The organism is bacterium (assembly GCA_017744355.1).
Lineage (GTDB): Bacteria > Cyanobacteriota > Sericytochromatia > S15B-MN24 > UBA4093 > JAGIBK01.
Window position 1 is genome coordinate 13,258 of record JAGIBK010000012.1, and the last position, 12,625, is coordinate 25,882.

Annotated in this window: 11 protein-coding genes; 3 read left to right on the forward strand and 8 right to left on the reverse strand. The window is 66.6% G+C overall.

The genetic code is table 11. The annotated features are described in order from the left end of the window. Positions 1 to 62 precede the first annotated feature (62 nt). The 8 genes from J7643_19550 to J7643_19585 all read right to left on the reverse strand — a co-directional run bounded on the left by J7643_19550 (position 63) and on the right by J7643_19585 (position 8,681). Positions 63 to 1,400, reverse strand: coding sequence for a carboxypeptidase regulatory-like domain-containing protein (locus tag J7643_19550; protein ID MBO9542789.1), 1,338 nt, complete (start codon positions 1,398 to 1,400; stop codon positions 63 to 65). 8 nt (positions 1,401 to 1,408) lie between these two features. Continuing rightward, positions 1,409 to 3,463, reverse strand: coding sequence for a DUF3488 domain-containing protein (locus J7643_19555; GenBank protein ID MBO9542790.1), 2,055 nt, complete (start codon positions 3,461 to 3,463; stop codon positions 1,409 to 1,411). After that, a complete protein-coding gene (locus tag J7643_19560) occupies positions 3,453 to 4,553 on the reverse strand; it encodes a DUF58 domain-containing protein (protein MBO9542791.1) in 1,101 nt (366 codons plus the stop codon). The genes J7643_19555 and J7643_19560 overlap by 11 nt, the downstream gene beginning before the upstream one ends. A gap of 68 nt (positions 4,554 to 4,621) precedes the next feature. Beyond that, on the reverse strand, positions 4,622 to 5,509 hold the full coding sequence (locus tag J7643_19565) for a MoxR family ATPase (GenBank protein MBO9542792.1): 888 nt from the start codon (positions 5,507 to 5,509) through the stop codon (positions 4,622 to 4,624). A 76-nt stretch (positions 5,510 to 5,585) separates the two neighbouring features. Beyond that, complete coding sequence (locus J7643_19570; GenBank protein ID MBO9542793.1) at positions 5,586 to 6,170, reverse strand: aminodeoxychorismate/anthranilate synthase component II; 585 nt, start codon at positions 6,168 to 6,170, stop codon at positions 5,586 to 5,588. Next, entirely contained in the window at positions 6,161 to 6,892 is a 732-nt protein-coding gene (locus J7643_19575) for a hypothetical protein (GenBank protein ID MBO9542794.1), read from the reverse strand. Before J7643_19575 ends, J7643_19570 begins: the two co-directional genes overlap by 10 nt. A gap of 28 nt (positions 6,893 to 6,920) precedes the next feature. Further along, entirely contained in the window at positions 6,921 to 7,919 is a 999-nt protein-coding gene (gene ilvC / locus J7643_19580; protein ID MBO9542795.1) for a ketol-acid reductoisomerase, read from the reverse strand. A gap of 63 nt (positions 7,920 to 7,982) precedes the next feature. Beyond that, positions 7,983 to 8,681: a response regulator transcription factor gene (locus J7643_19585; GenBank protein MBO9542796.1), complete on the reverse strand. Its 699-nt coding sequence runs from the start codon at positions 8,679 to 8,681 to the stop codon at positions 7,983 to 7,985. Positions 8,682 to 8,883: 202 nt separating this feature from the next. On the opposite strand from J7643_19585, the gene ettA reads away from it, so the two are divergent. From ettA to J7643_19600, 3 genes are all read left to right on the forward strand, one after another. Beyond that, on the forward strand, positions 8,884 to 10,545 hold the full coding sequence (gene ettA / locus J7643_19590) for an energy-dependent translational throttle protein EttA (protein ID MBO9542797.1): 1,662 nt from the start codon (positions 8,884 to 8,886) through the stop codon (positions 10,543 to 10,545). Between the two features lie 110 nt (positions 10,546 to 10,655). After that, a complete protein-coding gene (locus J7643_19595; GenBank protein MBO9542798.1) occupies positions 10,656 to 11,849 on the forward strand; it encodes an ATP-grasp domain-containing protein in 1,194 nt (397 codons plus the stop codon). An 83-nt stretch (positions 11,850 to 11,932) separates the two neighbouring features. Next, the gene (locus tag J7643_19600) at positions 11,933 to 12,580 is read left to right on the forward strand and encodes a hypothetical protein (GenBank protein MBO9542799.1); all 648 of its coding nucleotides are present in this window, start codon (positions 11,933 to 11,935) and stop codon (positions 12,578 to 12,580) included. Positions 12,581 to 12,625: the final 45 nt, after the last annotated feature.

The window sequence follows — 12,625 nt, forward strand, 5'->3', positions numbered from 1 at the left end:
TCGTAACATGCCTGGTTTTGTTAGATGCTCTTATCGAGAGCACTCCCAGCGGGAGGATCCTTTTATCTCGTCTCACGCGCGAACCTCATCCCGCTCGTCACCGACTCGAAGCGTCGCTGGCGATACGGCTGGTACTTGGGCAGGTCCGCCCGTAGATCGCTCGCCTTGCGGGCGTAGCCCGAATCCGAGCTGAGGGCGTGCACTGCCCACGAATAGCTCGCCTGCGGGAAGAGGATGCCGCCGTTCATGTCGTTGTCCCAGAAACCCGGGTAGCGGATGCTGGTACCGGCGGTGTAGCCCCGCCACTTGGCCTGGGCCGTCGGGGCCCCAGTGTTTTCCAGCACCTCCACGTAGTAGCTACGGGCATTGGGCACCGCTTGCCACGAGAAGGTCGGGCTGGAGCCCGCGTTGGGCTCGTCCTGCGCCGGGCCGAGCACCTTGGGAGGCGCCAGGAGGGGCAGCGGCACCTTGGCCGACACGTTGCTCGTCACCATCGCGGTGCTGGTCGTCTTGAGGGGCCCATCGCTCCCCTCCACCTTCGCCGAGACCACGTACTTGGCCGTCTCGACCCTGGGGACGCGCAGCGGCTGGTTGGAGCTGACGCCGCGAGCGATCGGCACCGCGCCCAGCATGCCGAAGTCCAGCGACACATCCGTCTGGATGGTCGGCGCCTTGAAGGCGCCGAGGTTATCGTACTGGACCATCATGTCTAGGAAGGGCAGGTTCTGCACCTGCACCGTCGCGGTCGCCGTCATGGTCGAGCTGCCCGCCACCGTGGGCACGTCGATCATGCGGTAGCCAAAAGACTGATAGTTGAAGGGAGCGCTGCCCACCGGACCGCCCGTGATCTGGCCCCCAGCGAGCACCCCCGAGAAGATCGTGCCGGAGAAGCCCGTCTCGACAGGAAGCGCGAAGGCCCCGGTCTCGCCGTTCGCATTGCTCGATGCCCCGGCGCTGATGCTCACGTTGCCGTTCGCCGTCAGCGGGGCCCCCTCGCGGGTCTGCAGGAGGCCCGTCACGTTCAGGGAGCGATGAGGCAGGGTGCCCGAGCTCGCGAAGATCGGATCGACGAGGTAGGTGTCCCCGTTCACCAGCTGGCCCAGCTCGTAAGTCACCGACGTGTAGCCCGCGCGCGAGATCGAGATGCTCCGCCCACCGGTCATGTCCCAGTACAGGCTGAAGTTGCCCTCGTTGTCCGTGTTGGTGGCGCTCCAGCCGGCCATGACCGTCGCCTTGCCGATGGGCAGGCCCGTCTGGCTATCCAGCACCCGACCGCTCGTGGGCTGGCCAACCCCTGGCGCGAGCCCCGGCATGGTCGGCGACAGCAAGAGCAGATCGCACCCCGACAGCAGGGTAACGACCGCGAGCGTGCTGGAGATCAGACCGAGCGAGGGCTTCATGCTTCCCATCATACCCGGATCGAGGTGCTCGAACGCTTGTGGTGATCGCGTAGCCGGGTTGCGATCGCCTCCACCTGCCCCTCGAGCGTCGAGCCGTCCCCGTCGCCGAAGCGCGCCGCCTCGTAGGCCCGCACGAAGGCCTCGGCCTCGGAGGCGATCGCCTCCCAGAAAGGCGCCTGCCGCAACCGCGAAAGCACCTCGCCCGGCGTGTCCCCTTCGCGCACCGTGATCCCCTCGCGGACAGCGATCGCCACGAAGCGCCGGTAGGCCTGGGTCGGCGCGAGCTCAAGCTGCCGCTTCGGGCGCCTGAGCAGCCACACCAGGCCACCGAGCAGGGTGGCGACGGCGCCGAGGGCGATCGCCACCCCCAGCCCCCCCTTGAGCCATCCCAACAGCTCGCGCCACGGCAACTGCGTCTCCTGCTGCGACAGGGCCATGGGATCGCTATTACCAGGCGTCGGATCAAAGGCCGCCCAGCCCACCCCCGGGAAGAACGCCTCCACCCAGGCGTGCGCGTCCGACGTCTTGACCTCGTAGAGGCCGGTGAAGGGGTTGTAATTGCCCGGCAAATAGCCGGTGACCAGGCGCGTCGGAATCCCGAGCACCCGGCCCATCAGGGTGAGCGAGGTGGCGAAGTGCTCGCAGTACGCCTCCCCCCCGGGCTGCTCGAACAAGAAGTAGTCCACCGTATCCACCCCCTCCGGGAAGGGCGGGATGTCCAGGTTATAGCGGTAGTTCGTCCGGAGATAGCCTTCCAGGCGCTTGAGGGCCGTGTAGGGATCCGGCGCATCCCCCGCCACCTGCCGGACCAGCTCCTTGGTACGCGGCGTGAGGCTCTCAGGCACCTCGAGGTAAGGCTTCAGCACCTGCTCCTCGCGCAAGCTGAGCAAGCGCGCGTTCTTCAACCACTCGGTCTTGTAGCCCGCCAGATCGACCACCGCCGTGTAGTACAGCTCCGACTCCAGGGGCAGCGGGCTGCGCAGGGCGCCGTTCAGATCCCGGAACAGGATACTGCTCGGAAAGTACAGGTAGCGGGCGCGCTCCGGCATCAGGACCAGGTTGGTCTGGTCCTTCTCGACGAAGAAGGTGACGATGCCGGTGCTGCCCGAATCGTGGCCATAGCGATCGCCCCCCAGCTCGAACGGCAGGCTTCCGATCGACATGGTCGAAACGTAGTTCGGCTCGAACATGCGCCATGTCTTGCCGTCATAGCGATCATAGGCCATCCCGCGCCAGTACTGCCGACGCGGCGAGCGGACCTTGAGGGCGATCGAATCGCTCAGGCGCCCCCGGTAATTGAGATCCAGCTCCTCGGCAAAGCCGTAATACGCCTGCGGGTTGACCTTCTTCCCATCGCCCGAGCCCTTCCCCACCGGATAGGCCGGATTTCGGACGCGCGGGTCCAGGTGCGACGGCAAGGAGAGCATGGCGGAAACCGGCAGCTGCTTGATGAAGCCTCCTTCGCTACGCGGCACGACCAGGAACAAGACCATCCCCAGGAGCACCACCGCCCCGAGCGCGCCTCGCCAGTGCCGGCGCGCCGCCTTGCTGGCGATCGGGGCGCTCACCCCCAGCTCGGATGCCATGTCCTGCTGGCCCCACCACAGCCCCACGACCGCATAGGCGAGCAGGAAACCCCCAAAGCCCATGTCCCGGCTCAAGGTCGCCGTCGCCACCAGCAGGATCGCCCCCACCATCTGAGCGATGCGCAGGTTGTGGCGGCGGGGCAGGTCGTAGGCGTTGAGGACTTGCAGCCACAAGAGCAGCTCCGCCAGAGGCAGGCGGGTGTCCTGGAGGTTCAGGACCAGCTCCTGGAGGAAGCGCCACAGCAGGTACACCATCCCGACGGCAAGGCCCACCTTCACCCAGCGCGAGCTCTTCCCCTTCTCGCGGTGGGAGAACCAGCAACCCGCGAGGCACAGGGCCAGACCCACCAGATACCAGCCGTTCGGGTTCACGCTGTAGAGCGCGAGCATGCCGACCGTGAGCGAGGCTGCGCTCGCCAGCCGCAAGGCCAGGAGCGGATCCGTGGGATCCAGGAAGCGGAAGAGACTACGCGCCATGGCTTGAACCAAGCGCCTGGCGCACGTCGCACCCCACCGGGCAGGAAATCGCCCGCGCGGGCGTCCTGCCCGTTCCTACGTACACCTGCAGGGTCGCGAACTCGCTGCCCCCGTCGGCTGCGGTCACCAGCACCGTAGCCTTCTCGTGAGCCAGGGTTCGCTCGATGGGCTCCTGCACAGGGGCCGAGAGGCGAGCCAGCCAATCGAGCTGACCGTCGAGGTCCTGCGTACTCGGCTCGCCGCCTTGCGAGATCAGGCGCATGGAGATGCCCCGCTCATGAGCGTAGGTGCAGAGCGAAGCTGTCACCTCGATCGCATGTTCGAATACATCTCCAACAGGGAGCGCAAGGTCCAGCGCGAGCCGCACCCCGCCGCGCGCCGCTTCGCCCTCGCTCTCCTTGACCCGCAGCTCGCCCGCCTTGGCGGTGGCGCGCCAGTGGACCGTGCGCAAAGGGTCACCCGTGCGGTATTCCCGCACCGTCCGAGTCAGCTCCGCGCCCTGGTCGCTCACGGCGCTCGCCGCGTCGCCTTCGACCGCATGCCCCGTGGGAAACCAGGGGAGAAAGGGCAGGTCCACCACCTTGGGGCGAACGAGGACCTCACCGGGAGTGGCGAAGGATCGATGGATGGCCCCCATTCCCTGGGCGGGGGCCTGCACCACCAAGTCGGGAAGGGCATATACACCCCGGCGGGGGGTCGGAAAGCGGATCGCCGCCCGGGCGCGATCGCCAGGCTCCAGGCTCTCGACGAGGGTATGCCCCCACCCCTCGGGCACCAGCGGTCCCCGGAAGATCCACCAGGGCTTCCGCTGCCCAACCGGCCGAGCCAGCAGGCTCAGGTAGTGCCGGGCCCCTCGACCCGGGTGCGAGAGCGAGACGGTGCACTCGAGGGCGTCCCCTGCGATCGCGCGCTCCGCATGCCGGACAGTGACGCGCAGCCCTCGCAGGGCCAAGGCCGCCCGGCCGAAGCCGATGACCCCGTAGGCCACGAACAGGAAGCCCAGGGCATACAGCCAGCCCACGCCGACGTTGACCGCGGCGAACAGCGTCGCGGCCGCCATCATCACCAGCACCAGCGCACGGGGCGTCAAATAGTAATCCTCATTCTCCTCCCTGCCCCCTGGCGGGGTGGGGGTGGGGGGATCTAATCCAGTTCCTCTTAAACCGGCACCGGTACCCCCGCGAGCAATTCGTCCAAGAGTGCCAGCCGCCCCTGCCGCGAGGGACGCCCGGCAAGCACCAGCCGGTGCCCCAGCACGGCGCGCGCCAGCACCCGCAGGTCATCCGGCGTCACGTAAGCCCGCCCATCCAAGAAGGCGTGCGCCTGCGCCAACCGCTGCCAGAGCAGGTTGCCGCGCGGGCTCAAGCCGAGCAGGATCTGCGGATGGTTCCGCGTCTCGTTCGCCACGCGCACCATGTAGTCCCGCAAGCTCGCATCCACCCGCACGGCATGCACCTCGGAGCGCCAGGCCATCAGCTCCTCCGGCGTCACCACCGGGGCCAGGTCCGCCTCCTCGGCGCGGGCCCAGTGCCCGGCGAGCAACTCACGCTCCGCCTCGGGCGAAGGATAGCCCAGCGACAGCATCACGGCGAAGCGATCGAGCTGCGCTTCCGGCAAGGGGAAGGTACCGTGGAACTCGACCGGGTTCTGGGTCGCAATGACGAAGAAGGGACGGGGCAAAGGGTGAGACTCGCCGTCCACCGTCACCTTGCCCTCCTCCATCGCCTCGAGCAAGCTCGCCTGAGCGCGGGGCGAAGCCCGGTTGATCTCATCCGCCAGGAGGACATGGGCGAAGGCCGGCCCCGGCACGAAGCGGAAAGCCCCCGTCTGCGGGTTGAAGACGTTGGTCCCCGTGACGTCGGAGGGCATCAAGTCGGACGAGAACTGCACCCGCCGGAACACCCCTGCGATCGACTGGGCCAAGCTCTTGGCCAGCAGGGTCTTGCCCACGCCCGGCACGTCCTCCAAGAGCACGTGCCCGCCTGCGAGCAACGACGTCACCACCAGTTCGAGCACCCGGTCCTGGCCAACCACGGCCTGACGCATGTTCTCGACGAGAATCCTGGGACTACCCTTGGCCACGCGCTCCTCCAGTCAGCAAATTTCTCAAAAGCCGCAGGCGCTAGACGGCCGCCGTCACATCCATCTTCAGGAAGTTCCGCAGCAAGTCATGCCCTGCTGCCGTCAAGATCGACTCCGGGTGGAACTGTACCCCCTCGAAGGCCGGGATATCCCGGTGCCGCATCCCCATGATGAGGCCGTCCTCAGTCCAGGCCGACACCTCGAGGCACGCGGGCAAATCCTCGCGCGCCACGATCAGCGAGTGATAGCGGGTCGCCTCGAAGGGATTGGGCAGCCCCGCGAAAACGCCCTTGCCATCGTGGTGGATCATGGAGGTCTTACCGTGCATCAAGTAGGGGGCTCGGATCACCCTCCCCCCGAAGACCTCGCCCATGCTCTGGTGGCCCAGGCAGACTCCCAGGAGCGGCACCTTCCCCGCAAAGTGCGCGAGCACCTCCTTCGAGATCCCCGCGTCGTCCGGGGTCCCGGGCCCCGGCGAGATCACGATCCGCTCGGGGGCGAGCTCCTCGATCGCCGCGATCGTCAAGGCGTCATTGCGGTAGACCGCAACCTCCGCCCCCAGCTCGCCCAGGTACTGCACGAGGTTGTAGGTGAAGGAGTCGTAGTTGTCGATCATCAGGACCAAGGCGATTTTTTCCTCTCAGGATTGAAGTCGCCCAGGTCCTCGAGCTTGAGAGAGGAGGCGAAGGCGCGCATCGTCGACAAGGGATCTTGCAAGGCCATCCGCTCGTCGCCCTTGGCCTCGGCGAAGGTCGCGCGCTGGCCGAGCGTCGGGTCGGTGACGCCCTCCAGCTTACTGTGCGCGGGGACCGGCGAAAAGACCATCGCCACGACCCCGAGTGCCACCTGCTCGCCCATCTTCATGTTGGTCAAGTCGACCTGGTCCAGATGCAGGTCCGCCCGCGCGAGCAGTTCGGCGGCTTTCTGCACGTCCTCCAGCTTCAGGCGACGCAGGGAGCTGCGCAGGAATTCCTCTTCGAGGGTCAGGCGCAGGGTCTCGACGAGACGATAGATCGCCTGCATCTGCTCGGAGAAGTTCCGCTGCATCCGCGCGATGATGGAACGCGCATCTTCTTGGCCCAGGCCCAGGGCGAAGGCCATGATGGCCCGCGCCACGAGCTTCGAATCGATCTCCCGCAGCTTCTGCGGATCCGACTCGCCGGGCTTGAGGTCACCCTTGGCGATCGCGCGCTGGTACAGCGCCTTGAGGAGCCTTTGCTCGGGCGCGGGGAACTGGGCAATCCATGCCGCCATGGCGGGGGGCAACTGCACATCTGCCTGAGAAGCAGCGTGCCGGGCCAGAGACGACTCGGAGAGAGGACCAGTCTTGCCTGCGCGCAAATCCATTCGCAGCCCTCCTGTATCGTGACACTCCCTAGGTTCCTTTTACCCCCGATAGCCATGGCATCATCGACCGCAGGCGCGAGCCGACCTCTTCGATGGGATGCGCGTCCTCGGCCGCTCTCTCGGCCACCAGCGAGGGACAGCCCTTGGCGCTCTCCGCGATCCAGGCCCGGGCGAAGCTCCCGTCCTGAATCTCAGCCAGGACGGCCTTCATCTGTTGGCGAACGTGCGCATCGATCAGGCGCGGCCCCACCCGGTCGGCCCCGTACTCGGCCGTATTCGAGATGAGGCGGCGCTGGCCCGCGAGGCCCTCGCGCTGCAGCACGTCGATCACCGCCTTGAGCTCGTGCAGCGAGCAGAAATAGGCGACCTCGGGCTGATAGCCCGCTTCGACCAGGGTCTCGAACGATGCCTTGATCAGCGCGTTCACGCCCCCGACCAGCACCACCTGCTCCGCGAAGAGGTCCGTCTCGGTCTCCTCCTTGAAGGTCGTCTCCAGGATCCCCGCCCGATGAGCACCAAGACCCTTGGCGTAGGCCAGGGCGAGCGGCAGGGCCTTGCTGCTCGCATCCTGCTGCACCGCCACCAGGCAGGGCATGCCCCCGCCCTCGGTGAACAGGCGCCGCACCGCGTTGCCCTGCCCCATGGGCGCCGCCAGGATCACGTCCACGTCCGCGGGCGGTGCGATCTGGCCGTACTGGACGGCGAAGCCGTGGGCGAAGACGAGGGCCTTGCCCGCCGAGAGGCGCGGAGCGATCGCCGCCTCGAACAGCGCCGGGATGCGCTCATCCGGCACCATCAGGGCGATCACGTCGGCCTCGGCGCAGGCCGCTTCGGCCGTCATCACCCGCAGGCCATCGGCCTCGGCCCGCGCCCAGGAAGGCGAGCCCTCGTACAGGCCCACCCGCACATCGAAGCCGCTGTCGCGCAGGTTCAGGGCGTGGGCATGCCCCTGGGCCCCATAGCCGAGCACAGCGATCCGCCGCCCCTCAAGGGGGCCGAGGTCTGCGTCGTAGTGCATCACACCCATGACCATCTCCTAAAAAGAAATCCCCGCCCCTCGCAAGGGGCGGGGATTGAATGCCAGATTCCCTTACGCGCTCTTGATGGTATACCCATGCCGCGCCACCGTCAGGATGATCTGCGGATTGCCGGGATCCATCTCGATCTTCTGCCGGATGTTGCGGATGTGGGTGCGCACGATCTCCGAGTTCCCCACGTTGGGCGGGTAGGCCAGCGCCTCGACCAGCAGTTGTTCGGCCGAGACCACCTCGTCCGCATGGGTCATCAGGTGACCCAGGATGGAGAACTCGCTCTTGGTCAGCTGAACGGCGCGATCGCTCACCTGCGCCTGGTAGTTGCGGCGATCGAGCCTCAGAATCCCGATCTGCAAAGCCTCGGCAGAAGGCTTCGTGCCCGAGGCCGCGCGCCGCAGGTGCGCCTGGATGCGGAAGACCAGCTCGACCGGATCGAACGGCTTGGTCAGGTAATCATCGGCCCCCTCGCGGAAGCCCTGGTACTTGTCGAGCTGCTCGTCCTTGGCCGTCAGCATCAGGATGGGCACCTGGTTGAACTGAGTCTGCGAACGGATGAGGCGGCACAGCTCGATGCCGTCCATCTTGGCCATCATCACGTCGGTCAGGACCAGATCGGGAGTCTTGCGGTTGATGGCATCCCAGGCCTCCTCGCCGTTGCCCACGGCGGTGACCTCGTAGCCCTCCTTGCCGATGATCACCTCCAGCAGCTTGCGGAGGTTGGGCTCGTCTTCGACGACCAGGATTTTTGCACTCACGGGCGACTCTCTCGCTCTCTCATCAGAACCCACAACGGAACGGTCGAACAGATTTGTACCCCACGACCCCTTCACACTACCAAAGCGCAGATGAAAGGATGCTGAAAAAGCGCTCGCAGCAGGGCTTCAACTTGGCTTATGTCCCCGCCCGGGCTATCATGGCGCTCATTGCCCCATCGATCTATGCAAGAGAGGGTTTTTCGTGGCTGCGTACCAATACGTCTACACCATGTACCGCCTCACCAAGGTGGTGCCCCCCAACAACCGCGAGGTGCTCAAGGACATCACCCTGTCCTTCCTGCCGGGCGCCAAGATCGGCGTGCTCGGTATGAACGGCGCCGGTAAGTCCACCCTCATGCGCATCATGGCCGGGGTCGACACCAACTTCCAGGGCGAGGCCCGCCTCGCCGACGGCGCCACCGTCGGCTACCTGTCCCAGGAGCCCGAGCTCGACCCCAACAAGACCGTCCGCGAGAACGTCGAGGACGGCATGGCCCGCGCCCGCGATCTGCTGAAGCGCTTCGAAGAGCTCTCGGCCAACTACTCGGACGAGACCGCCGACGAGTTCGCCCGGGTCCAGGACGAGATCGACGCCATCGACGCCTGGAGCCTCGACAACCAGATCGAGGTCGCCATGGAGGCCCTGCGCGTGCCGGACGGCGAAGCCGACGTCACCAAGCTCTCGGGCGGTGAGCGCCGCCGCGTGGCCCTGTGCCGCCTCCTGCTCTCGGCTCCCGACCTGCTCCTCTTGGACGAGCCCACCAACCACCTGGACGCCGAGTCCGTCGCATGGCTCGAGCAGCACCTGGCCGAGTACAAGGGCACCGTCGTGGCCGTCACCCACGACCGTTACTTCCTCGACAACGTCGCCGGCTGGATCCTCGAGCTCGACCGCGGCCAGGGCATTCCCTGGGAAGGCAACTACTCGTCCTGGCTCGAGCAGAAGGAAAAGCGCCTCGCCCTCGAAGAGAAGCAGGAGAGCGCCCGCCGCAAGAACCTCGAGCGCGAGCTGGAGTGGATCCGTCAGTCCCCCCGCGCCCGCCAGGCCAAGAGCAAGGCCCGCATCCAGAACTATGAAGCCCTGGTCGCCGAGCAGGGCGCCGACAAGATCGAAGGCATGGAGATCCACATCCCCGCGGCCAAGCGTCTCGGCAACGTGGTCGTCGAAGCCAAGGGCCTGACCAAGGCCTACGGCGACAAGCTCCTCTTCGACAACCTCGACTTCGAGCTGCCCCCCGGCGGCATCGTGGGCGTCATCGGGGCCAACGGCGCCGGTAAGACCACCCTCATGCGCATGATCGTCGGCCAGGAGCAGCCCGACACCGGCACCATGCGCGTCGGTGAAACCGTCGAGCTCGGCTACGTGGACCAGAGCCGCGACGCCCTCGACGCCGAGAAGAGCATCTGGGAAGAGATCTCGGGCGGCGAAGAGAAGCTCAAGGTCGGCACCCGCGAGGTCGCCTCGCGCGCCTACGTGGCGAGCTTCAACTTCAAGGGCTCCGACCAGCAGAAGAAGGTCGGCGTGCTCTCGGGCGGTGAGCGCAACCGCGTCCACATGGCCAAGCTGCTGCGCCGCGGCGCCAACGTCCTGCTCTTGGACGAGCCGACCAACGACCTGGACGTCAACACCCTGCGCGCCCTGGAAGAAGCGCTCCTGAACTTCGCCGGCTGCGCCGTGGTCGTCAGCCACGACCGCTGGTTCCTGGACCGCATCGCCACCCACATCCTCGCCTTCGAGGGCGACAGCCAGGTGGTCTTCTTCTCGGGCAACTACGAGGAATACGAGGCGGACAAGAAGCGCCGTCTGGGCGCTGACGCCGCCCAGCCCAAGCGCATCAAGTACAAGCCCCTGGTCCGCTCGTAACCGATTCCGCGAAACGCAGGCGGAGCCGACGGCTCCGCCTGCGTTTGCTTTTCATCCGAAAACGAGCGACAATTTGAAAGCTAAAGTTTTGTGACAAGGAGACGGAGCGCATGTCGAACCATCCCCTCACCTTCCTCTGTGTCATGGCCGCGACCAAGGGCCTGTACGCCGAGCCCTTCTTGAGGCAAGCCAAGGAGCTGGGCTGCCGTATCCTGGTCCTGACCAACGCCAAGGCCCTCGTCTACGACTGGCCGCGCGAGCTCATCGACGAGCTCTACGCCGTCAAGGACATCTTCGACCCTGTCGACGTCCTCAACACGGTCAGCTACGTCGCCCGCCACGAGCAGATCGACCGCATCGTCGGCCTGGGCGAGTACGACATCGAGATCGCCTCGGCCCTGCGCGAGCACCTGCGCCTGCCCGGCATGGGCCTGAGCACCTCGCACTACTTCCGCGACAAGCTCGCCATGCGCAAGCGCGCCCAGGCCCTCGGCATCCCCGTGCCGGAGTTCGTCCATGTCCTCAACTACCAGGCGGTGGGCGAGTTCATGCACCGCGTGCCCGGCCCCTGGGTGCTCAAGCCCCGCACCGGCGCCTCGTCGCTCGGCATCAAGAAGATCGACCACCCCGAGACCCTCTGGCGGATCCTCGACACCCTGGGCGACCAGCAGTCGCACCACCTGCTCGAGCAGTTCGTGCCGGGCGAGGTCTTCCACGTGGACTCGATCGTCGACCAGCGCCAGGTGCAGTTCGCCCAGGCCCACCGCTACGGCACCCCCATCCTGGAGCTGCACACCACGGGCGGGGTCTACACCACCCGGAGCCTCGAGCGCGGCACCCCGGACGAGGTGGCCCTCCAGGCGATCAACCGCCAGGTCATCGAGGGCCTCGGCCTGGTCGAGGGTGTCACCCACATCGAGTACATCAAGAGCGCGGCGGATGGTCGCTTCTACTTCCTCGAAGCCAGCGCCCGGGTCGGCGCCGGCATGATCGAGGACATCGTCGAAGCCACGAGCGGCCTCAACCTCTGGAAGGAATGGGCAAAAATCGAGATCGCCCAGCACCGGGAGCCCTACCGCATGCCCAAGCCCAGGCAAGACTACGCCGGGGTGGCCATCTGCATGACCACCATCGAGCACCCCGACGTCTCGGGCTACGCCGCACCGGGCGTCCGTGCCCTGGAGCCCAAGCCCTACCACGCCGGCGTCCTCATCCAGTCCCACGATCCCCGCGAAGTCGAGGCCAAGATCCAGCAATACGCCCGGCGCCTGGAGCACGACTTCCTCGCCCCCGCCCACGCCTAAGCCCCTTTCCTACCCCTCTCCCTCCCGGCCCCCTGGCGGGGCGGGAGAGGGGGTGGGGGGATTCAATCAAAGTTCCTTATTAGATGAAAACCCTTCTCGACAACCGCATCCTCACCTGGACCGGCGACGCCCTTGCGGGCTTCGCCTTCCGGGGCTATGCCCTCAAGGCCGACGACGGCACCATCGCCTGGATCGACCCACCTGATCCCGGTGAGCACGAAGCCGCCCTCGCCGCCTTCGGTCATCCCCAGCACATCCTGGTCACCTTCCGGGACCACGATCGCGCCGTGGACAAGCTTGCCGCGCGCTACGGCGCCAAGGTCTGGATCCCCAAGGGCAAGGGCGGCGACATCAAGCGGGTGGATGTCGAGTACGACGAGAGCACCCAGCTGCCCGCGAACCTCCAGGCCCTCTCCATGCCGGCCGTCGGCTATGGCGAGCATGCCCTCTACGGCACCGTGGGCGGTCACCGCTTCGCCTTCATCGGCGACGCGGTGATGAACATGGACTACGATCGGCTGCCCTGGATCATCCGGGCGCTCTTCCTCGGGCGCAAAAAAGGCCGCCTGCAGTACAAGAAGCTGTACCGCGGCGGCAACACCCGCGAGGCCCTGAAGCAGGTCCGCAGGCTCCTGGATCTGAAGCTCGACGCGCTCCTTTGTTCTCACGGCGAGCCCGTCGAATCCGGTGCCGCCGCCATGCTCAAGGAGAGCATCGAAAGCTGGAATTAAACACAAAGCGGGGGAAGGCTAAGCCTTCCCCCGCTTCATTTCAGG

Coding starts and splice junctions, on each gene's coding strand:
- J7643_19550 (MBO9542789.1), bottom strand. CDS start 1,400: ATGAAGCCCTCGCTCGGTCTGATCTCCAGCACGCTCGCGGTCGTTACC.
- J7643_19555 (MBO9542790.1), bottom strand. CDS start 3,463: ATGGCGCGTAGTCTCTTCCGCTTCCTGGATCCCACGGATCCGCTCCTG.
- J7643_19565 (MBO9542792.1), bottom strand. CDS start 5,509: ATGCGTCAGGCCGTGGTTGGCCAGGACCGGGTGCTCGAACTGGTGGTG.
- J7643_19575 (MBO9542794.1), bottom strand. CDS start 6,892: ATGGATTTGCGCGCAGGCAAGACTGGTCCTCTCTCCGAGTCGTCTCTG.
- ilvC (MBO9542795.1), bottom strand. CDS start 7,919: ATGGGTGTGATGCACTACGACGCAGACCTCGGCCCCCTTGAGGGGCGG.
- J7643_19595 (MBO9542798.1), top strand. CDS start 10,656: ATGTCGAACCATCCCCTCACCTTCCTCTGTGTCATGGCCGCGACCAAG.
- J7643_19600 (MBO9542799.1), top strand. CDS start 11,933: ATGAAAACCCTTCTCGACAACCGCATCCTCACCTGGACCGGCGACGCC.